This is a genomic window from Apibacter raozihei (genome assembly GCF_004014855.1).
In the GTDB taxonomy this organism is placed as follows: domain Bacteria; phylum Bacteroidota; class Bacteroidia; order Flavobacteriales; family Weeksellaceae; genus Apibacter; species Apibacter raozihei.
In genome coordinates this window covers 355832-380582 of record NZ_CP034930.1, presented here as the reverse complement: position 1 = coordinate 380582, position 24751 = coordinate 355832, and the positions used below count along the sequence as shown (strand labels likewise).

Here is a 24751-nt window from a genome sequence, read left to right as displayed (position 1 = left end):
ACGGGAAAATTGTAATAGAGAGGTTAAAAAATACTGAAATTTCAGGAGTATCGAATTTGGTTAAATAAGATAATTGGCGGATAAAAAATAAGGTTTTATAGATAAATTTTTTTAAAATTTATTCTTCAGCTGGCTAGGAGGTATTCCGAATTTGCGTTTAAATGCAGTGGTAAAATGTCTTTGATTTTTATAACCGATCAAATCTGATATTTCTTTGATATTTACATCCTGATGGATAATCATAGATTTTGCCTGTTCCATTTTTGTGTCATTCCAAAAATTAAAAACAGTAGTTCCGAATAGTTCTTTAAAACCTTTTTTTAGCATAAATTCATTCGTGCCTACCCGATGTGCTAATTCAATGAGAGATATGTTTTTATTAAGGTTGTTGATAATTATTTCTCTAACAGCATAGATCTTGTCTATATCCTTTTTCTTAAGGGAATGGATTTGGTTTTCCTGAGTGGTGATTTGTTCCAGCTGTACTAATAATAACTCAATAATTTTAGATTCGAGAAACATTTTTTTATAGATCCCTTTTCTCTCACATCCTATAATTTCCTTTATTATTTGATACATTTGAGGCTTCATACAGAAATTGTTTGGACTAAAAGAACCTGATTTTCCATTTTCCATAGAATTTTTAAAATCGTTGAAAAGTTTTTCATCAGGTAAAAAACGCTTGAAAACATTTGGATTAAAATTAATTTCACACAGATGAAATTCCGTGCTTTCCCATTGCATTTTTCCATTGATCTGATTGGCATAAATTAGATTATGCTGATTTGCCTCAAACCCTATACTAGAAGAAAACTTATCAGAAAAAGCCGTATTTTTACCCTTCAACGAAAAATGCATTTCTACAGTTTCATCATCACTTTCAAAGTAAAAGACAGTATTTTCATTTAGAGAAGCAGCACCAAAGCCGATATGTATCCCTTCAAAATAAATTTCCTTATAATATCCTCTTCCAAAAGGAGGTTCAATACTAATAATATTTTCACAGATAACCCCATCTGAGGTATGAGATATACAAGGGAATTCGCTTTCCATAAAAAGTTTGGTTCCGTCTTTATTATACAATCGTAGAGCCATATAGTTTCATTTTTTATCTGCCAGATATTCTAATTATCCTTATCGCGGAACTATTACTCCGTTTAGCGTCCCTCAATGAATCCTTCAATCTGATATATTTGCAAAAATAGATAAATTATTTAGAATCATTCTTGATAATCAAAGATCTTTTGAATATGGATAAAGATAAAAACAGGAAAAACGGGATTTTACGATTGCTTGAAATTGCTGGAAGAAGAAAAGGTCTTCTTTTTATTTCAGATTTTTTAGCAATTGTTCATGCTTTGCTGAGTATGATACCTTATATACTTGTATTCTACATCATAAAAGAATTAGCTCAGGAATCGATTAATTTTGAAATAATTAAGGAATATATAGTCTATGCTGTAATAGCAGCAATTATAAGTATGTGCGTATTCTATGGTTCAGTTATATTATCTCATATTGCTGCATTTAGTATTTTGTTTGAACTTCGCAAGCATATTACAGAAAAAGTGGGGAGGCTTCCTATGGGATTTCTCAATAACAACAATTCCGGATCACTTAAAAAAATACTTTCAGACGATGTGGAAAGGATTGAAAATTTTATAGCTCATCAAATACCCGATTTTATTAAAGGGATTGCTTTGCCGATTATAACCATTGGTTATCTGTTTAGTCAGGATTGGAGGCTGGCGCTTATCAGTTTTTTACCCTTATCCATACTGGCTGTCTGGATTCCTGTTTTGTACGGAGGTAGGAATAAAGCTTTAATCAAGCAATATCATCAATCTCTGGAAGATATGAATGCCGGTATTGTAGAGTACGTAAGAGCAATGCCCGTAATGAAGATTTTCGGGCAGTCTGCAGAAACTTTCAATAAATATGGAAATACAGTAAAAAATTATAATCATTTTGTAAATGAATGGATACGGAGTAGTACGCCTGCATTTGCTGTATTTATGAGTTTTATAAGCAATGCTATGCTTCCTGTTTTAGCACTGGGGCTGTATTTATATTTTAAGAACGGAGTTACTTTACCTGTGCTGTTATTATTCCTGATACTAGGGACCGGATATATAAAACCTCTCTTTGTGCTAAGTAATATGGGAATGCAACTTTCCATTATTAACAGAGGAGTAGAACAAATTGATCAATTGGTTTACCAGGAAGTATTACCTGAAAATAAAACCTTACAAAATTCAGAAGCCAATCATGTTGAGTTTGTAAATGTTACTTTCAGCTATAAAGAAAATCAAAATGTTTTAACAGATGTCAGTTTTCAGGTCAGAGAAAAAAGTATTACAGCATTGGTAGGCCCCTCAGGAGCAGGAAAAAGTACTGTAGGACAGCTTTTATCCAGGTTTTGGGATGTGAATGAAGGCTCTGTGCAAATAGGAGGAATTAATATAAAAGAGTATCCGACAGAACAACTGATGAAATTAGTATCATTTGTATTTCAGGACAGTTTCATGTTTCAGGACAGCTTGTTAGAAAATATTCGTATGGGTATGAATAAAACCTTACAAGAAGTTGAACAGGCGGCCAAAGCTGCCCAGATACATGATCTTATTATGAGTCTTCCGCAAGGGTATAACACCTTATTCGGACAATCGGGGGTACACCTTAGCGGAGGGGAGCAGCAAAGAATTCAACATGCAAGAGCTATACTAAAAGAGGCTCCCATCCTTATTCTGGATGAAGCGACGGCCTTTGCTGACTCTGAAAACGAATACAAAATACAGCAGGCATTCAGTGAATTAATTAAAAATAAAACGGTTTTGATTATTGCACACCGGCTGAGTACCATTGTAGATGCTGATCAGATACTGGTTTTTGACAAAGGCAGAATTACAGATAAAGGTAAACATGCGGATTTGTTGCTTAACAGCCAGCTATATCAAAGAATGTGGAATGCACACATCAGAGCTCAGGAATTTGTAATATAAATCATTTGTATAATGAAGAAGGAAAAAAATTATGAAGAATTAGCGGATCAGCTTCGATGTCCGAACGGTGAAAAGGCAATTGAAACAGCAGAAAATATGTTTAAGAGCAATAGCTTGATGATTTATAAAACCATTGATACTTTTACGCTTCAACCGGGATGGCGGGTATTGGAAATAGGTTTCGGAAACGGGAAGCACTTAGACTATTTGTTTGATAGGGAATCTGATATATTGTATTACGGAGTTGATATATCACAAGCTATGGTTACTGAGGCTCTTAAAAATAATGCGGTGAGACATTCCCTTCATAAGGCTTCATTTTTCGCTGCTGATGGACAAAATAAATATGATTTTCAAGATAGTTATTTTAATGTTTGCTTTACTGTAAATACTATTTATTTTATAGATAACCCTGAATTTTTCTTTAAAGAAATATATCGTGTTTTAAAACCGAATGGCCTTTTCTCATTAGCATTTATTGAAAAAAGTTTGGGTGTAAAATTACCTTTCACACAAAAGGGTTTTACTTTTTATGAAAAAGAGGAAATTGAAATGTATGGTAATAAAGCAGGATTTAAAAATTTTGAATATCAGTTTTATAGCGATAATGCAGTAAGTAAAGATGGTCAAAAATTGCTTCGTCCATATATAATATCAACTATGCAAAAATAAAGATCTATGATATGAAAAAGTTTATACCTATTCAGCTTGAACTCACAGTGACCAGAAAAGAATATATAACACCTCATTATATAAGGATTTACCTAACGGGAGATCAGGTGAATAAAATTATGAATACTACAGTCGGAGTGAACAATAAAATACTAATTCCCCCTCCAGGATGTAATAAAATCTATTTTCCGGAATTTGATTACGAAAAAATGCAGTGGACTCCCCAGCCTGATCATATTCGTCCCGTGGTTCGTACGTATACACATCGGGGAATAGATGTAGATAAAAATGAAATATGGATAGATTTTGTAGCTCATGGTGATGAAGGACCGGCATCTGCCTGGGCTATTAAAGCCCAACAAGGGGATATACTGGGTGTATTGATGAAAGAGGGCAAAGCCGAGCTGTATACTAAAGCGGAAAACTATCTTCTGGTTGCCGACTCAACCGGAATTCCGTTGATTGCATCTATATTGGAAGATTTGCCTGAAACGGCAAAAGGTATCTGTATCCTGGAAGTTTATGGAAAAGAGGATGAACAGGATTTACAGACTCAGGCAGACATTAAATTTATTTGGTTACATAATGAACACCCTAAAAAAGGTAGCAGGCTTGCCGAAATCGTAAAACAGCAACCATTGCCCGAGTGCTCTCGTTCGGGGTACGTAGCTGCTGAATTTTCCTCAGTAAAAGAAATTCGTCATTATTTACGAAAAGAAAAAGAATGGAAACAGGAAGAATTGTACGCTTATTCTTATTGGAAAGCAGGAATATCCGAAGACAGGTCTGTAGTAGATCGTCAAAATGAAAAAAAAGAATTCTAAACGTCTAATTATGAAGATATGAACTATCCGACTAAAATTAACTTATCTTTTCTATCAGCAATTATAGCATCCCTATGCTGGGTTACAGGAGATATTCTTATTGCGGGATTTAGTGTAAATCCTAAAGATTATCCGTTGTTTTCAGAAGTTTATGCAGATAAAGTGGATACTGGTATTGCTATGCTAATGCTACAGGGTTCAACAGAGCGGCTCATGGCAGGAGCCTTAATTGCAGCTATGACAGCCTCTTTGTTTTTGCCCGGGATATGGTTGGCTTTTCAGTTTGTTAAAGATAAAACCAAATGGTATGTCTATATAGTATACTTTATTCTAATCTTAAGTGTTATGCTGATGCCCTTAGGACATGCGGTATTTTTCTTTACCGGAGAAATTTATAAGGCAATTTACCATACCGATGCAAGTGCACATCCGTACTTATTGGAAACAGCCGCAGGATTTATGAAGGTGTTTTATATCACCTGGGCTCCGGCAATAATTATTTTATTTATCGGCTGGTTATTATATTCTCTATTGGTTTTTATGAAAAAAACCGTATTACCTCGGTGGGCAGGTTTTATAAGTCCGGTATTCCTTACATTATACCAACAGCCTATAAAATTACTTATGCCATCATCGGAATTAAAAAGCTGGGTAAATGCCGCCGGATTTAATATTTCTTATTTAGTGTTTTTCCTTTTACTATTGGTTCTATTCAGAAATAAATTGTTAGCCAGAAAGGAATAATGAACTAGTAAGCGTAAACAAAATGAGTATGATTAAAAATTTAAAGTACGTAACCTCCTATAATAAAAAGGATACACGAATAGTTATGCTGTTGGAAATAATTCATAGTATTTTCGTAGCTGCTCCTTCCGGAATTTTATTGGTGATTGTATGGGAGTTATTTTCAAGTCATCTAAATATTTCAAGAATATGGACGGTGGTAGGGATCATGTTTCTGATGCTTCTTATACAGTTTGCAGTGGCATCTAAAGCAATGGTCACTTCCAATATCTGGGTGTATGGATTATCTCATCGCTTACGAATTAATCTGGGGAATCGTATTCAGAAATTTTCCCTGGTTTTTTTTAAACAACGGGACCCCGGAGAAATAGCTTCCGTAATATTACAGGATGTAGCTAATTTTGAAGGTATTTTCGGACATAGTATCGGTAATATTGCATCAGCCGGATTTGGAACCTTTGTTCTTTCCCTGTTTCTTTTCATCTACGATTGGCGTTTGGCATTATGTCTGCTGGCTGCTATTCCATTAATTCTTCCTTTCTTAGGATTTGCAAATTACTTGCTGGGTCGCTTGGGAAAAAAACAGATAGCTGCAAGAAATCAGGTGGGAGCTAAATTTCTGGAATATGTTCAGGGCATTCGTCATTTAAAATCTTACGGACTTACCGGAGAAAGGCATAAAACATTAGAAAACGCTTTTGATGATTTGCGTAAAAGAAGCATACGTATGGAAGCTTTACCCGGACCTTTTCTCGTAACAGCAAGTATTGTCTTTGAAATCGGTTTTCTTTCTATGATTGCTTTAGGATTATATTATCTTTCCGCAGGCTCTATAACAATTCCTGTGCTCATCACCTTTTTAATAATGGGCTACAACCTGTATAATCCTTTAAAAGTCTTAATGGTTGATTATCTGACAATTCGCTATATGAACGAAAGTCTAAAAAGAGTAATAAGCGTTTTAAAAGAACCTACAATGGAAACGCAGGAAAATTTAATTCCTGAAAAATTTAATATAAAATTTAAAGGAGTAAGTTTTGGGTATCAGGAAAAATTAACCGTTCATAATTTAAACTTTTCAATCCCTGAAAAATCAATGCTGGCACTTGTAGGGCATTCCGGATCCGGAAAAACCACCATAGCTTCTTTAATAGCTCGTTTTTGGGATGTTACTCAGGGTAGTATTGAAATAGGGGGGATCGATATTCGTTCCATAAATCAGGAAGATTTTTATAAAATGATAGCAGAGGTATTTCAGGAAGTGTACCTTTTTGATGATTCGATTTACAATAATATAAAAATTGGGAATCCGGAGGCTGCAAAAGAAGAAATATGGGAAGCTGCACGTAAGGCACAGGTATTAAGTTTTGTAGAGGAGTTTCCGGAAGGTATGGATACCCGGGTAGGAGAAGGGGGTGGAAAACTTTCCGGAGGTCAGAAGCAGCGCATAAGTATAGCAAGGGCTTTGCTTAAAAACGCACCTATCGTTTTGCTGGATGAAGCAACTGCAAGCCTGGATCCTGAAAATGAAATATATATACAACAAGCCATACAGGAACTGGTAAAATCAAAAACCGTTGTTGTAATTGCTCATAAGCTTTCTACCATTCAGAAAGCACAACAAATACTGGTTTTAAAAGAAGGAAAGATAGAAGAAAGAGGAACTCATCAGCAGTTGTTAACTCAAAATGGAACCTATGCACGGTTATGGGAAATTCAACAAAAATCACATGGATGGAAGGTACATTAAATATACAAAATCAGATCTCAGGAATTGAAAGGATAAATGTACATAATCTGTTTTCATTAGCGTATTCAGAGGTTTACAGAGAAAAAGTGAATAACGAGATAATTAAAAGTGAACGGGTATTCGAAGATTTACAAATTTTGCATTTGCAAAACCGGTCTCCAATAGATTATAAATTTACTATTCCTCAAACAAAAGACACAATTATTTTCCATTATCAATTTTCTGGCAAAGTTGAAGTTAGCGGATATTTCGGAAAATTACTTTTAAAATCTGACGAACAAAACATTTATTTTTCAGAAAATAAAAATATTTCATTTGCTTTGGATGCTGATTCTGAGTGTTGTTTACTTATAACTACGAATGAAAATACGATGAGTTATTTCACCAATATGGAAAATTCATGGGCTTCTCATTTTGAAAAGGAGGGAAGACTTCCCTTTCATGCCCATTTATTGCCGATAACATTCTCTATGCGCAATTGTATTGAAGAAATGTTTCATTCGGGCAGGGAAGGTTTCCTGCTAAAACTTCATCTGGAATCTCTCATGCTTAAACTGGTAATGCTGCATTTTGAACAAATTGAAAATCACGATTGCAAGGTTTTTTGTTCATTGAAAAAAGTTGAATATAAAAGAATGCATGAAGTGAGGAAGATAATAACAGATAATCTCAATCAATGGTATACCATTTCTGAATTAGCTTGTAAAACAGGAACCAATGAATGTTCACTGAAAAAGGGCTTTAAAGAAGTTTTTGGTATCCCTGTTTTTGAATTTGTAAAAAAATCTAAAATGGATAAGGCTTATAGCTTATTGCGAAACACGGAACATAACATTTCAACCATTGGTGAAAAATTGGGATATAAAAACCACACTCATTTTTCTGCTGCATTTAAAAAGAATTTTGGAATTACTCCTAAGGGAATAAGACAGTTGAGCTAAGTAAGCTTAGTTTTAATTTTATCATAAATAAAAATATTTAAAAAAAATACCGTAGTACGAATCCAGAGATTCATACTCCGGTATTTTAATTTAATGAAAAGTATAAATTTTTCAAATAATCATTATGAGTAGATTTTTCCTGAGACACTAACCCGTTATACCAATCGATAGCAGTAAGTTTCTTCTTAGATATTAAAGATTGTTTATAAAACGAATGAATTTGATTAAGAAGATTCTGAGTACCAATTTTGGCTTCTGTTGAATAGAGAGTTTCTATTCCTTTGTGGTTGGATAAATACTCTTGATTTTCATCACAAAATAAAACAGGAAGTTCAGGAATTCCTGCAACTGCTCTCCCTTGAGAATATTTATCATGATTTTTTTTAAGAAACTTTTCTGTAGAATTTTTACCGTAGTAAGATTCAAGCTGTACAAGAGCCAGATAACCGGGTATAGATTGGGTAAGAAATGGATATCCTTGTACACGGGAAAAATTTCCCCTTTTTAAATATTGTTCAGCAATTAATCGGGTAGTTATATACCGTAAATAATCAAGATCTTCATTTCTTTTAATATCAGCAATCCAGCCATGATTTTCCGGAAGAATTATAAGATTTCCAGAGGTAGCTAAATCTTCATCATATCTTGGTCTTTCAGCAATGACCAGATTACTGTAAGGATATTCACCCAGATTTTTGGAGAGAAAAGTTAAGGCTTCTTTTGCAGATTGTATCCAACTATCTATAGCATAGGAATGGTAGGGGTGATAAGCAACTTCAATACGAATCGTTTTACCGTTAATATTTACATCAGCCTTTTTGAAAGCATAACGTGCAGATAAAATATTAAGAGGTAAGGTGACAGGTATTTCTGTTGTATAATTATAATAAGTCCGCTGATTTTTCGACCACTTTTTTAATAAAATTCCGGGCATAACAATATTTTGATTTTCAGATGTGCTTATTGTGCAATTATAGGTGAACTGTTGTGCCTGTGTAGAAGCAAAAAGCAATGAATTACCGTATGAATTATTTACTTCCGGCAATGAAGACTTCATCTTTTCTAGCCCTAGGTCTTCTCTATATTTATTTTCTGCCAGTTCCCGTCTGTCATCATACCCAAAAAACGGGAGTATATTTTCAGAGATAAAAGAGCCGTTAAATGTGAGGTCTTTTTGAGGATCATCATTAGTAAATCCTGAATATTCCTTTTGAGCCTCAATTTGTATCTTTTGTAAACGTTGCGGCTGAATCGGATATTTAATTTTATAAACCGAATGTCTGTTTTCTTCATCTTGAGAGATGAGAGTGAGTTCATTATCAGGTAAGTTAATTTTTCGAATAACCAGAAAATCGTCCCAATCTAGGTGTAACGTATCAACAGCAACAGAATGAGGGTTGAGAAGTTCAATTGTTGCCTGATAATTCATTTTTCTATTTTCAGGAAATACATTGAGACTGATATCTATATGTTTAATTTGAGGCTGAGGTGTTTTCTGGTATTTTTTGTATTTCTTTTCATATTCCGCATCTTCATTTCTTTCCTGTTCTCTGCTTGAAAATTTGTTTTCGACATTTACAGTTTCATAAATATAATAAGAGGAATACATAAAAATTCCGGCGGATATAACAAGTAAGAAAAGAAATAGTTTGGAGAGGTTTCCCCTGAAATTTAATCTTTTCGCTAAAGGAGATACCAATCCTCGGGGCCATACCCATAAACCTGTAAAAGTAAGTATAAGTGTAAAAGATATCCAGTAAAGACTGTAAATGAGATTGGCAAAGGCGTAAAAACTACTGCCATTCATATCGGTATATTTCAACGCTCCCGGAGAAAAACTAAAAGCAAACCTATGCTGTTCCAGTACTCCGATTTCATGAAGTATAATAGTAACTACCAGCACTAATATACTCAGGCCGTGGGTAGCATATTTATTTCCTGTAATTCCGGCTACAGCTACGCATAATAAAATATATTCTATGTATTTAGGAAGCCACCGTAAAATAATTTCTTTAAAATATACATCCAGCTCAAAATGATAATATCCTTTAAATATTTGTACTCCTATACCAAAAACGATAAGACAGATGGAAAGCAGCAAGCTAACCATAATCATAGCATTAATTTTAGAAACCGTAGTAACCCAGGAAGGAATCGGTAAGGCATCTGCGATCTTCCAAAAACCACTGGTTTGATTTCTAAATAGCAATTCTACGGTATTTATTATAATAAATAACTGAAAGTAAAAGGATAAGGCAATGGTTATATTAGTCACTTCAACAGTTACAGGTAAGGTAGGTGCTTCCGAATAATACTGCTGTTGCCAGACGGCTATATAGCAAACATACATAACTAATAATATCCCCAGAAAAATTTTAAAACCTGTAGGGGCAATTACACTTTTACATTCGGTTAATGATAAAGAAAAAACATTTTTCCAATAACTGGAAAGTGAAAATTTTTTGTTTACCGGTTCAAGTTGATTTTTGTTTGAAATTTTTAATGACAGGTTAGCAATAGTAGCATCTTTCTTTTTCTCTTTTTTAGCGGAAGTTCCTTTGCTGAAATTTTTAAAACTAAACCGTATTTTGCTGTAAATAAGAAGAACGAGACAAAGTAGAATCCATCCTAATCTATTCCATAATAAATTTCCGGTAGCAGAAGGAAGGTAAGCGTTTTTTTCTGCCGGAGACATATGTTCTAAATCATCTAGTAAAACTCCGAAAGAAGTAGGATCGTAAAAGGCCACCGAGCGGTCAAACTCATGCATGGAAACGGAGAAAATCATAATGAGCATTATGAACGTGCTCATCAAATACGAACTTTTCACATCTCTGCTTAGAGAAGCAGCACAAAAACAAGAGGTGAAAAGTATAAAGGTATTAGGAAGTAAAATATATACTACAGCCATTAATAAAGAATAATAATCAACCGGGCCTATGTTTTTGACGGGTAAGAAAGAATAAGAAAATGCACCGAGAAGATAAAAGAAATTCAAAATAAGTAATAAGGTAAAACCTGCCCAGTATCTACCCCAGAAATAACCGCTTTCGGAAACGGATGTGGTAAAAAGTATGGATGAAAAACGAGATTGTAAATCTTTAGTAATAACTGTACCGGCAATAATAGCCGTAACTATAAAGCCAACATACCCAATACCTGCAAAGACAGTGAAAAAAATGGCCGGCGCATTGGCATAGGTTTCATCATTAGCATAAAATTCTCCGCTGTGACGCATATAATAGATCCCCTGAAGGTACATTAATAAACATACAATCCAGATAAAAGGTCGTTTGAGCTGTTGTCTGATTTCAAAAAGGTATATGTATGTAAACATATCTTATTTGATATTTTGTTGAAACATAAGGTTAAAATAGACATCTTCCAGCGTAGGCTTTTTAAGAGTAAAAGAATCATTGGGTTGCAAGTCCGATAAAATAGTTATTACAGGTTTTCCTGCTTCATAATAAGTTGATATTACAGGATATTCTTCGTATGCTTGCTTCAGAGCATCCTTCTCCAGTGTTTTAATCCATAATTTACCAGCCAGTTCATTTTCTATTTCATTAGGTTTTCCGGTTTTGATTACTTTTCCGTCACCAATTATTGCCATATCATTACATAAGGTAGAAACATCTTCCACAATATGAGTGGAAAGAATAACAATAGTATTTTCACCTATGTCACTCAGAAGATTATAAAAGCGGTTTCTCTCCATAGGATCTAAACCAGCTGTAGGTTCATCAACAATGATAATCTTAGGGTTTCCCAGTAATGCCTGAGCAATACCGAATCTTTGACGCATTCCTCCGGAATATTGTGATAATTTACGGTCTTTAACGTCAAATAAATTAACTCTAACCAATAATTCATTAACCGTTTCTTTTCGTTCTGCTGAATTGGAAATTCCTTTCATTTTTGCAATATGATGTAACATCTCGCAAGAAGAAACGTTTGAATATACTCCAAAGTCCTGAGGAAGATATCCGAGAATTTTTCTCATTTCTTCAGGTTGTTTTAAAACATCAATAGCACCGAGTGTAATAGTTCCGGAATCAGGATTCTGTAAAGTAGCTATGGTACGCATTAATGAAGATTTACCGGCACCGTTTTGTCCCAACAGTCCAAACATTCCCTGACGAATAGTTAAAGTAATGTCGGATAATGCCTTTTTTTCTTTATTGTAAGTTTTGGATAGGTTTGTAATTTCAAGAGTCATGCTATAACAAGGTTTAATAGTTAAAAATTTACTTTTATGCTGGTTCCGTAAGTTGCCGGAAGTCCTAAGGATACAGGAGAGTTATGGCCTCTGTAATTAGCATAAACAAAAGAAATATAACGACTGTCTGTTATATTTTTTGCCCATAATTTCAATTCATATTTTTTATACTTTATACCGGCATTCAGGTTGAGTAAATAAAAGGGTTTTTGTGTAAGATCATTATAATAAGTCATATATTGTTTTCCCAGATACTTCCATTCCGGAACTATGAAAAATCCGATATTTTCTGACAATTTACCTGAATACGTCACCGATAAACCAAAGGATACATCGGGAGTAAATATCTGTTTATTTCCTTTGTAATCTTTATTGGCAGTTCCTGCCTCGTCAAGGAGTATAAGCTGATCATATTTTGTGTTTATAATTCCGAAATTGTAATTTATTTCCAGATTTTTTACTGGTAATGCAGCCAGTTCCAACTCTACACCGCGGCTATACATTTTACCGATATTGGCAATTCTGTTTTCCGGCGTCATAAGTGTTTGCTGCTGGTCTTTCCAATAAGTGTAAAATAAAACCAGATTAGCTCTTAGCCTTCGTTCAAACCATTCCGTTTTTACTCCTGCTTCATAATTATCTGTGTATTCCGGCTCATACGTTAAATTAGGACTTCCTTCATTAGTATACTGGTTAACTCCTCCCGGACGAAAGCCTCTGGCATAGTTAGCATAAAGGGTAATATCCTCTTTTAAAAGATAAGAAAGGTTAACTTTAGGAGACCACGCATTGTCTGACGTATTGACCGACTTAGTAGGGTAGGTTAATACAGGGAATGGTTCTTTTTTATATTCATTATGAGCCGTTAATTCTTTTTCATCGTAGTCATATCGTAATCCGGCTGTAATTTTTAATTTAGGAGTCAATGAATAACTTACGTTTGCATAAGTAGCAAATCCTTTTCCCTTTTGTTTGGAAAATGAATAATAAATATAGGGAGCGTTTGGATCCATAGAAATTGCATCTTTACCATAGACCGTTTCAGTATTGGATTGATGATTATCCATAAAGCCGAAAATACCTCCTATTACTTCCCATTTTCCTAAATTTTTAGATACGGCTCTGATTTCCTGTGTCCATGTATTCTGAGGACGTTTAGGAGCATACCAGCTCATAATATCATAGGGGGAATAATCCTGGTCATAATCTTTGTATGTATCACTTAAATAGGTATATCCGGTCAATGAACTGATATCCCATTGACGAATTTGGTATTTTAGTTGCAATGAAGTAGTGGACAGTATACGATTCTCTATATTTTTTCCGTTTTGATTGATTTTAAAAGGTTTAGATAAAGCAACTCCTACGTTTGGCGCATAAGGGAAGGTTCCGGTAAGATCATTATTTTCCAGTTTTGAATTCAAAATAACGGTTAGCTGATCATTAACAAGATATTTTAGAAAAAAATTGCCACCAAAATTTTTATAATTATCAAAATGACGGTTATCGTATTCATTAGTAAATAAACCTTTTCTGTCAGTATAAAATGCATTCAATGAGGTAAATAATTTGTTTTTTATGATAGGCCCTGAAATCCCTCCTCTAATCTCATGAGTATTGTAATTGCTCACACCCATTTCAATAAAACTCTTAAAAATATTACCTGGTTGTTTAGTAAGTATATTAATAACTCCTCCTAAAGCATTTCTTCCGTATAAAGTACTTTGTGGACCTCTTAAAATTTCTACCCGTTGAATATCTTGTAATTGAATGGAAGAAGCATAACCGTCAAACATTGGGACTCCGTCTATATATATACCAATGGCAGGATCTGTAGAAAAGGTTAAAATACCCCTGATAGACATAAAGTTTAAAGTAGGAGAACCTCCGGTCATTGATACCAGATTTGGAACTGTCATAACCATATCGGTCATTTCCGTTATTTTGCGTTGTTCAATTTCTTTAGACGATATGGCTGAAACGGCTATAGGTGTTTTTTGAAGTTTTGTTTCCTTTTTTTCTGCGGTAATAATGACTTCTTCTAAACTTATTGGTTTTCGTTGTTCGGACTCATCTGTTATCTCCTGAGAAGTAGCTATGGTATGGGGGAAGATGAGGCTGACTATTAATGCAGTAATAAATCGAATTTTCATATTTCTCTTTTATCGGTGTTATAAAATTTATCGGATACTATAGAAAATATATGTTCTGGTTTTTAACAAAATTTTCAACTTATTCAAAGTTATATAGTGATACGATCAATGTTATGACGTAATAAGGAAAAATAATGACGCAATACAGAAAAATCAAGCGTTTTCAAGTGTATTCCAGCATAGATAAAATATGGATTTATAACATTGCGTGGTTATACATGTTTGTTAAGAAGTTAAAGAATTTATAGTATAATTTATGTTAGATTGTAATATTTTCCAGGGAACGTATCAATTAAATTTTTGAGTTCCAGATTCAGTAGTTCATGCATAAGCTGGTGTGTGGGAATTTTAAGCTCATCCGATAAAATGTCAATCTGGGTTTTTCCTTTTTCTCTGAGATAATCAATTATGATAGATTCGGTAGCGGACAAATCTGTAAATAGCCGGGTTTGAAAATGTTTTTGCGTATTTTCATGGTAAAGCGAAATAATATCTTCAGGACGAGTTATAATTTGAGCTTCCAGATTCCGGATTAACTGATTACATCCCTGGCTGCTATGATCCGTTATTTTTCCGGGTAAAGCAAATACTTCCCGGTTATAGGAATTCGCAAATTTTACTGTTGAAATAGCTCCTCCTCCATAAGCAGATTCTACAATTATAGTTGCTAATGATAGACCAGCAATTATACGATTTCTTTGAATAAAATTTGCTCTTTCCGGATTAATATTGGGAGGGAATTCAGTAATTATACCTCCATTTTCAGCTATTTTTTCAGCTAATAGTTTATGTTGTGTAGGATAGAGGTTTTTTAGTCCGTGAGCCAATACTCCTAAAGTAGGGATTTTAAGCTCATAAGCTTTTTTATGAGCACATCCATCAATACCTAAGGCTAAACCACTTATAATGTTAATTTTTTTATTCTGAAAACATTCTACTAGTTTTTCCGTAAAATCTTTTCCATAAGAAGTCATCTTTCTGGTTCCAACAATGCTTAGAGCGGGTAAGTCCCAGTTTATATTTCCTTTGTGGTACAAAAGGACAGGGGCATCTGTACATTCTTTGAGCATTTTAGGGTATTTGGCTTCCCATAAATGTACTATTTGTATATTATTTTTTATACAATACTCAATGTCTGAATAGGCTTGATTTAATGTGGATTTATCACCTATATATTGAATTGTTTTTTTTCCTATCTGGTATATGGTAAGTAATTCTTCAGAAGAAGCAAACCACGCTTTTTTTGCAGAACCAAATTTTGAAATAATTTTTTTTATAATTGATTCTCCTATATGAGGACAATGTTTTAGTGCGCTAAGGTAAAGAATATCTTGATCCATAGGCCGTAATTTTTTTAATAGTCAGGATAAAGATAACTATTATATGGCATTTTAAAAACTTTTTTATTATTATATACATTATATGTACTGCCAAATCTTACTCTAGTATTCTCATCGCATTTTTTAAATACTCTTTATATATATACCTAATTATATAAAAATACCCTGATATAACATATCAGGGTGTAAATATTGCTTATTGTTTTTAAAGCACACTATAATTATCTAATTGAATCATGGTTTCTAATAGCAATCCACCCGGTCAGTCTTCTTCCATCAGTAAGATCTAAAATATACCAGTAACTGGAACTCGGAAGGTTCCTGCCTAAATATTTGCCATCCCAGATGAATTCTTTATCAATTTTCTGTTTTAAAAGAAGTTTTCCGTATCTGTCAAAAATAGTGATACTGCTACCTGAATATATTTCTAGTCCTTTAATGTGCCAGACATCATTGATTCCATCTCCATTCGGTGTAATGATATTGGGGATATCCAGTATACTGAAAACTAATGGGCCATTTATACAACCTAAAGCATTTCTTACGTATGCATGGTATATTTTAGGCTTTAATCCTGTAAAAAACGGAGAACTTTGCCAATTAATTAAATCCAGACTATATTCCAATGGGGCTTTTCCTATGGCATATACTTCTACATCATTTCCGTTAATCTTAATTTCTTTGATTTGTGGAGTTTCATAGTAGTTGATCTGAATTGAAGAAGAGGAAGAGCAACCGTTTTTATTAGTAACGGTAACCTTATAAATTCCTGCCTGGGTAACTTCTATGCTTTGGGTAGTGGCTCCGGTACTCCAAAGGTAGCTGCTGCCTGTATTGCCGGCATCCAGAGTAGTTGAGCTTCCCTGACAAATGCTTCGGTCGGCTCCTAAGTTGACTACCGGAAGTGGATTTATACTTATTTTAATTTCATCGCTTCCCTGACAGCCGTTGACATCGGTAACTACCACACTGTAGGTTCCTGCCTGGGTAACTTCTATGCTTTGGGTAGTGGCTCCGGTACTCCAAAGGTAGCTGCTGCCTGTATTGCCGGCATCTAAAGTGGTTGAGCTTCCCTGACAAATGCTTCGGTCGGCTCCTAAGTTGACTACCGGAAGTGGATTTATACTTATTTTAATTTCATCGCTTCCCTGACAGCCGTTGGCATCGGTAACTACCACACTGTAGGTTCCTGCCTGGGTAACTTCTATGCTTTGGGTAGTGGCTCCGGTACTCCAAAGGTAGCTGCTGCCTGTATTGCCGGCATCCAGAGTAGTTGAGCTTCCCTGACAAATGCTTCGGTCGGCTCCTAAGTTGACTACCGGTAACGCATTAACTGTTACTTTTACTGAACCGCTTCCCTGACAGCCGTTGGCATCGGTTACCACCACACTGTAGGTTTCTGCCTGGTTTACTTCTATGCTCTGGGTGGTGGCTCCGGTACTCCAAAGGTAGGTGCTGCCTGTATTGCCTGCATCCAGAGTAGTTGAGCTTCCCTGACAAATGCTTCGGTCAGCTCCTAAGTTGACTACCGGAAGTGGATTTACTGTAATTTTAATTTCATCGCGTCCCTGACAGCCGTTGACATCGGTAACCACCACACTGTAGGTTCCTGCCTGGGTAACTTCTATGCTCCGGGTAGTGGCTCCGGTACTCCAAAGGTAGGTGCTGCCTGTATTGCCGGCATCTAATACCGTTGTACTTCCTTGGCAAATGCTTCGGTCGGCTCCTAAGTTCACTACCGGTAACGCATTAACTGTTATTTTTATTGAACCTTTTCCCTGACAGCCGTTGGCATCGGTAACCACCACACTGTAAGTTCCTGCCTGGTTTACTTCTATGCTTTGGGTAGTGGCGCCGGTACTCCAAAGGTAGGTGCTGCCTGCATTTCCGGCATCCAGAGTAGTTGAGCTTCCCTGGCAGATGCTTCGGTCGGCTCCTAAGTTGACGACCGGAAGTGGATTTACTGTAATTTTAATTTCATCGCTTCCCTGACAGCCGTTGGCATCGGTTACCACCACACTGTAGGTTGCTGCCTGGGTAACTTCTATGCTTTGGGTAGTGGCTCCGGTACTCCAAAGGTAGCTGCTGCCTGTATTGCCGGCATCCAGAGTAGTTGAGCTTCCCTGACAAATGCTTCGGTCGGCTCCTAAGTTGACTACCGGAAGTGGATTTATACTTATTTTAATTTCATCGCTTCCCTGACAGCCGTTGACATCGGTAACTACCACACTGTAGGTTCCTGCCTGGGTAACTTCTATGCTTTGGGTAGTGGCTCCGGTACTCCAAAGGTAGCTGCTGCCTGTATTGCCGGCATCTAAAGTGGTTGAGCTTCCCTGACAAATGCTTCGGTCGGCTCCTAAGTTGACTACCGGAAGTGGATTTATACTTATTTTAATTTCATCGCTTCCCTGACAGCCGTTGGCATCGGTAACTACCACACTGTAGGTTCCTGCCTGGGTAACTTCTATGCTTTGGGTAGTGGCTCCGGTACTCCAAAGGTAGCTGCTGCCTGTATTGCCGGCATCCAGAGTAGTTGAGCTTCCCTGACAAATGCTTCGGTCGGCTCCTAAGTTGACTACCGGAAGTGGATTTATACTTATTTTAATTTCATCGCTTCCCTGACAGCCGTTGGCATCGGTTACCACCACACTGTAGGTTTCTGCCTGGTTTACTTCTATGCTTTGGGTAGTGGCTCCGGTACTCCAAAGGTAGCTGCTGCCTGTATTGCCGGCATCTAAAGTGGTTGAGCTTCCCTGACAAATGCTTCGGTCGGCTCCTAAGTTGACTACCGGAAGTGGATTTATACTTATTTTAATTTCATCGCTTCCCTGACAGCCGTTGGCATCGGTTACCACCACACTGTAGGTTCCTGCCTGGGTGACTTCTATGCTCCGGGTAGTGGCTCCGGTAATCCAAAGGTAGGTGCTGCCTGCATTGCCGGCATCTAAAGTGGTAGAGCTTCCCTGGCAAATGCTTCGGTCGGCTCCTAAGTTGACTACCGGTAACGCATTAACTGTTACTTTTACTGAACCGCTTCCCTGACAGCCGTTGGCATCGGTAACCACCACACTGTAGGTTCCTGCCTGGGTAACTTCTATGCTCCGGGTAGTGGCTCCGGTACTCCAAAGGTAGGTGCTGCCTGCATTTCCGGCATCTAAAGTGGTAGAGCTTCCCTGGCAGATACTTCGGTCGGCTCCTAAGTTCACTAAAGGTAACGCATTAACTGTTACTTTTACTGAACCGCTTCCCTGACAGCCGTTGGTATCGGTTACCACCACACTGTAGGTTCCTGCCTGGGTAACTTCTATGCTCCGGGTAGTGGCTCCGGTACTCCAAAGGTAGCTGCTGCCTGTATTGCCGGCATCTAAAGTGGTAGAGCTTCCCTGGCAAATGCTTCGGTCAGCTCCTAAGTTCACTACCGGTAACGCATTAACTGTTATTTTTATTGAACCTTTTCCCTGACAGCCGTTGGCATCGGTAACCACCACACTGTAGGTTCCTGCCTGGGTAACTTCTATGCTTTGGGTAGTGGCTCCGGTACTCCAAAGGTAGGTGCTGCCTGGATTGCCGGCATCTAATACCGTTGTATTTCCCTGGCAAATGCTTCGGTCGGCTCCTAAGTTCACTACCGGTAACGCATTAACTGTTACTTTTACTGAACCGCTTCCCTGACAGCCGTTGGTATCGGTTACCACCACACTGTAGGTTCCTGCCTGGGTAACTTCTATGCTCCGGGTAGTGGCTCCGGTACTCCAAAGGTAGGTGCTGCCTGTATTGCCGGCATCTAATACCGTTGTACTTCCTTGGCAAATGCTTCGGTCAGCTCCTAAGTTCACTACCGGTAACGCATTAACTGTTATTTTTATTGAACCTTTTCCCTGACAGCCGTTGGCATCGGTAACCACCACACTGTAGGTTCCTGCCTGGGTAACTTCTATGCTTTGGGTAGTGGCTCCGGTACTCCAAAGGTAGGTGCTGCCTGCATTGCCGGCATCTAATACCGTTGTACTTCCTTGGCAAATACTTCGGTCGGCTCCTAAGTTCACTACCGGTAACGCATTAACTGTTACTTTTACTGAACCGCTTCCCTGACAGCCGTTGGTATCGGTTACCACCACACTGTAGGTTCCTGCCTGGGTAACTTCTATGCTCTGGGTAGTGGCTCCGGTACTCCAAAGGTAGGTGCTGCCTGTATTGCCGGCATCTAATACCGTTGTACTTCCTTGGCAAATGCTTCGGTCAGCTCCTAAGTTGACTACCGGTAACGCATTAACTGTTACTTTTACTGAACCGCTTCCCTGACAGCCGTTGGCATCGGTTACCACCACACTGTAGGTTCCTGCCTGGGTGACTTCTATGCTCCGGGTAGTGGCACCGGTACTCCAAAGGTAGGTGCTGCCTGCATTGCCGGCATCTAAAGTGGTAGAGCTTCCCTGGCAAATGCTTCGGTCGGCTCCTAAGTTGACTACCGGTAACGCATTAACTGTTACTTTTACTGAACCGCTTCCCTGACAGCCGTTGGCATCGGTTACCACCACACTGTAGGTTCCTGCCTGGGTAACTTCTATGCTCCGGGTAGTGGCTCCGGTACTCCAAAGGTAGGTGCTGCCTGCATTTCCGGCATCTAAAGTGGTAGAGCTTCCCTGGCAAATGCTTCGGTCGGCTCCTAAGTCTACGCTGAGTTGTGGGTTTACGGTAACAGTTACAGGGATTCTTTCACTTATACAACCGCTATCTTCTTGTTCCACATAATAAGTCTTAATTACAGGGATCTTTCCGTTATTTATTTGAATTCCTAATGAGAAAACAGATCCAGTAAATATAGGGTTTCCTCCAGTAGGAACATTATACCAATGAGTAGTTAGTATTGAATTTTTTACTGATAGCACTGCATTTTTCCCACTACAAATAACAATAGGATCTGATTGGGGACTGGCTTGAGGTTGTAAAGTTAATTTTTGAATAATAGAGCATTTACCTTTGTTGCTTTTTATTAAAGCGTAAAAGGTAGTTTTCTTATTTATATTAATCGGCATAACTAATGAAGCTGCCTCATTTTCAGCTTTAGATAAATCATCATAATACACAACGGTTTTATCTGGTGTGATACTTAATAAATCATCATAATAATGCAAATCAACTTGATTTAAACAAACTGTGTCTTCAATATCTTTTCCTACAGGAAATTTGACTAGATTTACATCAATAGATAGACTTGAGTATACGTCATTATTGGGCTTAATAATATTACAGAAAATTTGTGTTCCCTTATTAGTAACATCAATAAAATTTATAGAATTAGTGTTTTTAACCAAATCTTTTTCATTTAAATAAAATTTTATAGTATAATTATTATTTCCATTCAAGTAATCATTTATTATAGACTCTTTTATTTGATTAAGGTCGAAATTTTTCTCAATATTATCGTTATTTATATCACAAATATAAAATGGTGTAAATTCTTCAATACATAAGAAATCAGCGTTTCCACCTCCTCCAGAATCTCCTCCAAAAGAAAGTAAATAATCAGAAATACCATTTTGACTTTGTGCTAAATTTATAGCTAAGAGTATTTCATCTCCTATATTAACATCTAAGGCTGCTACCAAACCGTCATTTAATGAGCCATTTGATTGACATTTTAATGATTCTGGTTTTGAAATATCTAATCCGGTATCCCAGTTTGATGTATATGTGGGATAAGACTTTATTCCGTCATTAGCTGAAAAACGATCAGGTGAATTTTTAGAAATATTTTCACAATCATCAATATTTTTCCAAACTGCCCAATCATAATCTGCGGCTTTTTCAGGTTTAATTTTAAATGTAAATTTATTACCACTTTTAATAATCAGTTTATAGAAAATAGTTCTCGAAAAGTAAGTATAACTACAAATGGTTTTTATATAAAAACTATTGCTAAGACCAGGGTAAGAATTATTTAAACTTTTAGTTTCGCATAATCTTTCAGCTAAACATGGATGATTATTCTTTTGAGAGTAACAAGTAAAAGATGCGATAGAAAAAATAATTGTTAAAATTATTGTTTTATAGGAGGTAGAGAATTTAATGAACAAAGGCATAGTAGGAATTATTTATTCAAAGATATTTGAATTTATTAATGAATGTCTCTAATTATAGTATAAATTTTTATATTTATAATTAATATGTGAGATTTATTTAAACGGATTTTTTATTGTAAAAAATTATTTATCTAATACTGACTGAATAAATTCATGAGATTTTTCAACAATTAAATCTTGGTCGTAATCTAGTGTAGCGACATGATAACTATTTTCAAGATTTATCAGAGCTCTTTCAATATTAAATAGATTATTATAAATATAGATGGATGTTTCAGGATCAACCACATGATCATCAATGGATCTGAAAATTAGAACAGGGCAGGCTATTTTATTTAATTCTTTGCTGGTAATTTCTTTAAACTCATCCATTGATTCTCTGCAAAGTAAAGGTACTTTTTTATAAGCCCATTCAGTTACTCCCGGTTTTTTTATATCAGATCCGATTCCATCTAAAAATCTTGGGTACCCATCATATTCGGGAAGAGGTTCGTAGGGAGAGGTGGATACAGATGCATTAATAACAATGGCTCCATCAACAGGATAATTCGCAGCTAGATGCAGACTTTGTGTTCCCCCCATAGATAATCCCAAAACAAATATTTTATCGACTTTTGGTTTTAGCAAAGTATATGCTTGATGTACTGTATTTGCCCAGTCTTTATAAGTAGTTTTTTCCATTATTTCAGGAGTACTGCCGTGCCCTTCAAGTAAAGGTAACACTATTGTATAACCTAAGTCATTTAATTTATGAGCTACTGGTCTCATACTTTGTGGACTTCCGGTAAAACCGTGGACTACAATGATTCCTATCTTGTTTCCTGCAAGAAATTCTGGCCTGGCTTCATAGGCATATTGAGGTTGGTAGTCATCTTCATTACATGATGATATAAAAAAAGAGATGAAAAATATGCAAAGAACGTGTAAAATATAATTTTTCATAGTAGAAGTATTTACTTTAATATAGATTGGATAAAATGATGTGTTTTTTGAATAATTAATTCCTGATCGTTATCTAAAGTAGCTACATGATAACTGTTTTCCAGCTCGATGAGTTCTTTATTTTCACTTCCCGTGTGAGAAAATATATAATCTTGATTATCAGGAGGAACAATATGGTCTTCTTTAGACTTGAAAATTAATAAAGGACATTTAATATAAGATAATTTTTCTCTTACCTGATTACTTAATGTTAATATGTCCTGAATACATTTTTTAGGAGTTCTATCATACGCCCATTCTTTAATGCTTTCTTTTTTTATATCAGAACCTATTCCCGGAATAAATCTGGGTGATTGAGGATCGTCATACAATACCTTGAATTCCGGTAAATTAATAGCAGCATTAATAGTAATGGCTCCATCAATTTTATGATGTATAGAACAATATAAAGTTAAAGTACCTCCCATAGAAAGGCCTAAAACAAATAAGTTTTTAACTTTAGTTTTTAGCTCATTGTAAGCGTTTTCAACAGATTCAATCCAGTCTTTATAACCGGTAGTTTCCATATCTTCTGGTGTAGTTCCGTGGCCTTTTAGCCTGGGCATTTGTATAGTATATCCTAACCTGTTCAATTGATAAGCTACTTCTCTCATACTTTGTGTTGAGCCTGTAAAGCCATGTATAATGAGAATACCAATATCATTTCCTTTTAAAAATTCAGATTTTGTTTCTAGTGAAATTTCATTTTTCATTTTTTTCATTTAATTCTATAAAGTTAGTACTTTCTTTATAGGATTAAAAATATTTTTAAAGTAAAATGAATATAATGCTGAAATTAATGAACTAATATCTGTGTTTTTTTATGATAAAACAATAAATAATTAAATTGTGTAAGAATTTATTAAATAGGATTTTTGTCAAGTATACTGGTGAAAATTCTTTCTAATTCATTCCATGTTAAAGCAGATAAAATTTGCGTTTTATATGATTTAAAATTATCAATTCCGCGAAAATAATTAGAATAGTGTTGTCTCATTTCTAATAATCCGGTACGTTCTCCTTTCCAGTCTATAGACCAGGTTACGTGATTTTTTACAGCTTCTATGCGTTGATTGAGTGTAGGGTGGGGAAGTAATTCTCCTGTATTTAAATAATGTTTGATTTGGTTAAATATCCAAGGATTTCCTATAGCAGCTCTTCCGATCATAATGCCATCTACTCCATAAGTTTCTTTATATTCTTTGGCTTTTTCCGGTGAGTTAATATCACCGTTGCCGAAAACAGGTATTTTAATTCGAGGATTGTTTTTTATTCGAGCAATATGAGACCAATCAGAATGTCCTTTATACATTTGGGAACGAGTTCGCGCATGAATAGTTAAAGCTTGTATTCCCACATCTTGTAGTCTTTCTGCTACTTCGTCTATATTGATCGAGGAATCGTCCCACCCTAAACGAGTTTTAACGGTAACCGGAAGATGAGTGCTTTTTACCACTGCCTGCGTTAACCTAACCATTAAATCGACATCTTTTAGAACACCTGCACCCGCTCCTTTACATGCAACTTTTTTTACAGGACATCCAAAATTTATATCGACCAAATCAGGTTGAACGGTTTCCACTATTTTAGCTGAAAGAGACATAGCTTCCTCATCACCACCGAAAATTTGTATACCTATCGGGCGTTCGTAGTCAAAAATATCCAATTTTTTTTTGCTTTTCATGGCGTCTCTTATGAGGCCTTCTGAAGATATAAATTCAGAATACATAAGATCAGCCCCGTGCATTTTACATAACCGCCGGAAAGGTGGGTCGCTTACGTCTTCCATAGGAGCTAATAAAAAGGGGAACTCCGACAATTCTATATTTCCTATTTTAATCAAAAATCCTAAATTTTCTACAAATATATATTCTAAAATTTAAAATACTTATATGTTTTTTAATAATAGGGCAGTTAATCTTGCTTTATTTAATAGATTGAAGGAGATGTTGTGTATAATCATTTATGATATATAATCATTTTTATATGTTAATTTGTTATATTAATTGTCTTTTAAAAAAAAAATTGAAAAACTTAATTTA

The 24751-nt window shown here is 35.9% G+C and carries 15 protein-coding genes; 6 read left to right on the top strand and 9 right to left on the bottom strand.

The window, feature by feature from the left end; all coding sequences use genetic code 11:
- Nucleotides 1-111: 111 nt before the first annotated feature.
- Nucleotides 112-1095, bottom strand: coding sequence for a helix-turn-helix domain-containing protein (locus tag EOV51_RS01710; protein WP_128149222.1), 984 nt, complete (start codon nt 1093-1095; stop codon nt 112-114).
- A 155-nt stretch (nt 1096-1250) separates the two neighbouring features.
- Between EOV51_RS01710 and EOV51_RS01705 the strand changes: the two genes are divergently transcribed.
- From EOV51_RS01705 to EOV51_RS01680, 6 genes are read left to right on the top strand one after another with little or no spacing between them, the layout of a single operon-like run.
- On the top strand, nt 1251-3002 hold the full coding sequence (locus tag EOV51_RS01705) for an ABC transporter ATP-binding protein (protein WP_228427675.1): 1752 nt from the start codon (nt 1251-1253) through the stop codon (nt 3000-3002).
- 12 nt (nt 3003-3014) lie between these two features.
- Nucleotides 3015-3674, top strand: a complete 660-nt coding sequence (locus EOV51_RS01700; RefSeq protein WP_128149220.1) for a class I SAM-dependent methyltransferase — start codon at nt 3015-3017, stop codon at nt 3672-3674.
- A gap of 11 nt (nt 3675-3685) precedes the next feature.
- On the top strand, nt 3686-4498 hold the full coding sequence (locus EOV51_RS01695; RefSeq protein ID WP_128149218.1) for a siderophore-interacting protein: 813 nt from the start codon (nt 3686-3688) through the stop codon (nt 4496-4498).
- An 18-nt stretch (nt 4499-4516) separates the two neighbouring features.
- Entirely contained in the window at nt 4517-5242 is a 726-nt protein-coding gene (locus EOV51_RS01690) for a DUF6796 family protein (RefSeq protein ID WP_128149216.1), read from the top strand.
- 28 nt (nt 5243-5270) lie between these two features.
- On the top strand, nt 5271-6992 hold the full coding sequence (locus EOV51_RS01685; RefSeq protein WP_128149214.1) for an ABC transporter ATP-binding protein: 1722 nt from the start codon (nt 5271-5273) through the stop codon (nt 6990-6992).
- Nucleotides 6950-7933 (top strand): helix-turn-helix domain-containing protein, encoded by a 984-nt coding sequence (locus EOV51_RS01680; RefSeq protein ID WP_128149212.1) that lies wholly within the window; start codon nt 6950-6952, stop codon nt 7931-7933. The genes EOV51_RS01685 and EOV51_RS01680 overlap by 43 nt, the downstream gene beginning before the upstream one ends.
- An 85-nt stretch (nt 7934-8018) precedes the next feature.
- Here the strand turns inward: EOV51_RS01680 and EOV51_RS01675 are convergent, their stop codons facing one another.
- The 8 genes from EOV51_RS01675 to dusB form a co-directional block, all read right to left on the bottom strand.
- Nucleotides 8019-11270 (bottom strand): ABC transporter permease, encoded by a 3252-nt coding sequence (locus EOV51_RS01675; protein ID WP_128149210.1) that lies wholly within the window; start codon nt 11268-11270, stop codon nt 8019-8021.
- Between the two features lie 3 nt (nt 11271-11273).
- Entirely contained in the window at nt 11274-12152 is an 879-nt protein-coding gene (locus tag EOV51_RS01670; protein WP_128149208.1) for an ABC transporter ATP-binding protein, read from the bottom strand.
- A 20-nt stretch (nt 12153-12172) separates the two neighbouring features.
- Nucleotides 12173-14305, bottom strand: a complete 2133-nt coding sequence (locus tag EOV51_RS01665; protein WP_128149206.1) for a TonB-dependent receptor — start codon at nt 14303-14305, stop codon at nt 12173-12175.
- 254 nt (nt 14306-14559) lie between these two features.
- Nucleotides 14560-15645 carry a DNA-processing protein DprA gene (gene dprA, locus EOV51_RS01660; RefSeq protein WP_128149204.1) on the bottom strand — a complete coding sequence of 362 codons (1086 nt, stop codon included), beginning with the start codon at nt 15643-15645 and terminating at the stop codon, nt 14560-14562.
- A 221-nt stretch (nt 15646-15866) separates the two neighbouring features.
- Nucleotides 15867-21728, bottom strand: coding sequence for an Ig-like domain-containing protein (locus EOV51_RS01655; protein ID WP_128149202.1), 5862 nt, complete (start codon nt 21726-21728; stop codon nt 15867-15869).
- A 123-nt stretch (nt 21729-21851) separates the two neighbouring features.
- A complete protein-coding gene (locus tag EOV51_RS01650) occupies nt 21852-22670 on the bottom strand; it encodes an alpha/beta hydrolase (RefSeq protein WP_128149199.1) in 819 nt (272 codons plus the stop codon).
- A gap of 11 nt (nt 22671-22681) precedes the next feature.
- Nucleotides 22682-23422: an alpha/beta hydrolase gene (locus tag EOV51_RS01645; protein ID WP_128149197.1), complete on the bottom strand. Its 741-nt coding sequence runs from the start codon at nt 23420-23422 to the stop codon at nt 22682-22684.
- A gap of 149 nt (nt 23423-23571) precedes the next feature.
- Nucleotides 23572-24552, bottom strand: coding sequence for a tRNA dihydrouridine synthase DusB (dusB, locus tag EOV51_RS01640; RefSeq protein WP_128149195.1), 981 nt, complete (start codon nt 24550-24552; stop codon nt 23572-23574).
- Nucleotides 24553-24751: the final 199 nt, after the last annotated feature.

What these genes read in the sequence shown, in the direction of transcription:
- EOV51_RS01710 (WP_128149222.1), bottom strand. Translation starts at nt 1,095, where the DNA reads ATGGCTCTACGATTGTATAATAAAGACGGAACCAAACTTTTTATGGAA.
- EOV51_RS01705 (WP_228427675.1), top strand. Translation starts at nt 1,251, where the DNA reads ATGGATAAAGATAAAAACAGGAAAAACGGGATTTTACGATTGCTTGAA.
- EOV51_RS01700 (WP_128149220.1), top strand. Translation starts at nt 3,015, where the DNA reads ATGAAGAAGGAAAAAAATTATGAAGAATTAGCGGATCAGCTTCGATGT.
- EOV51_RS01695 (WP_128149218.1), top strand. Translation starts at nt 3,686, where the DNA reads ATGAAAAAGTTTATACCTATTCAGCTTGAACTCACAGTGACCAGAAAA.
- EOV51_RS01690 (WP_128149216.1), top strand. Translation starts at nt 4,517, where the DNA reads ATGAACTATCCGACTAAAATTAACTTATCTTTTCTATCAGCAATTATA.
- EOV51_RS01685 (WP_128149214.1), top strand. Translation starts at nt 5,271, where the DNA reads ATGATTAAAAATTTAAAGTACGTAACCTCCTATAATAAAAAGGATACA.
- EOV51_RS01680 (WP_128149212.1), top strand. Translation starts at nt 6,950, where the DNA reads ATGGGAAATTCAACAAAAATCACATGGATGGAAGGTACATTAAATATA.
- EOV51_RS01675 (WP_128149210.1), bottom strand. Translation starts at nt 11,270, where the DNA reads ATGTTTACATACATATACCTTTTTGAAATCAGACAACAGCTCAAACGA.
- EOV51_RS01670 (WP_128149208.1), bottom strand. Translation starts at nt 12,152, where the DNA reads ATGACTCTTGAAATTACAAACCTATCCAAAACTTACAATAAAGAAAAA.
- EOV51_RS01665 (WP_128149206.1), bottom strand. Translation starts at nt 14,305, where the DNA reads ATGAAAATTCGATTTATTACTGCATTAATAGTCAGCCTCATCTTCCCC.
- dprA (WP_128149204.1), bottom strand. Translation starts at nt 15,645, where the DNA reads ATGGATCAAGATATTCTTTACCTTAGCGCACTAAAACATTGTCCTCAT.
- EOV51_RS01655 (WP_128149202.1), bottom strand. Translation starts at nt 21,728, where the DNA reads ATGCCTTTGTTCATTAAATTCTCTACCTCCTATAAAACAATAATTTTA.
- EOV51_RS01650 (WP_128149199.1), bottom strand. Translation starts at nt 22,670, where the DNA reads ATGAAAAATTATATTTTACACGTTCTTTGCATATTTTTCATCTCTTTT.
- EOV51_RS01645 (WP_128149197.1), bottom strand. Translation starts at nt 23,422, where the DNA reads ATGAAAAATGAAATTTCACTAGAAACAAAATCTGAATTTTTAAAAGGA.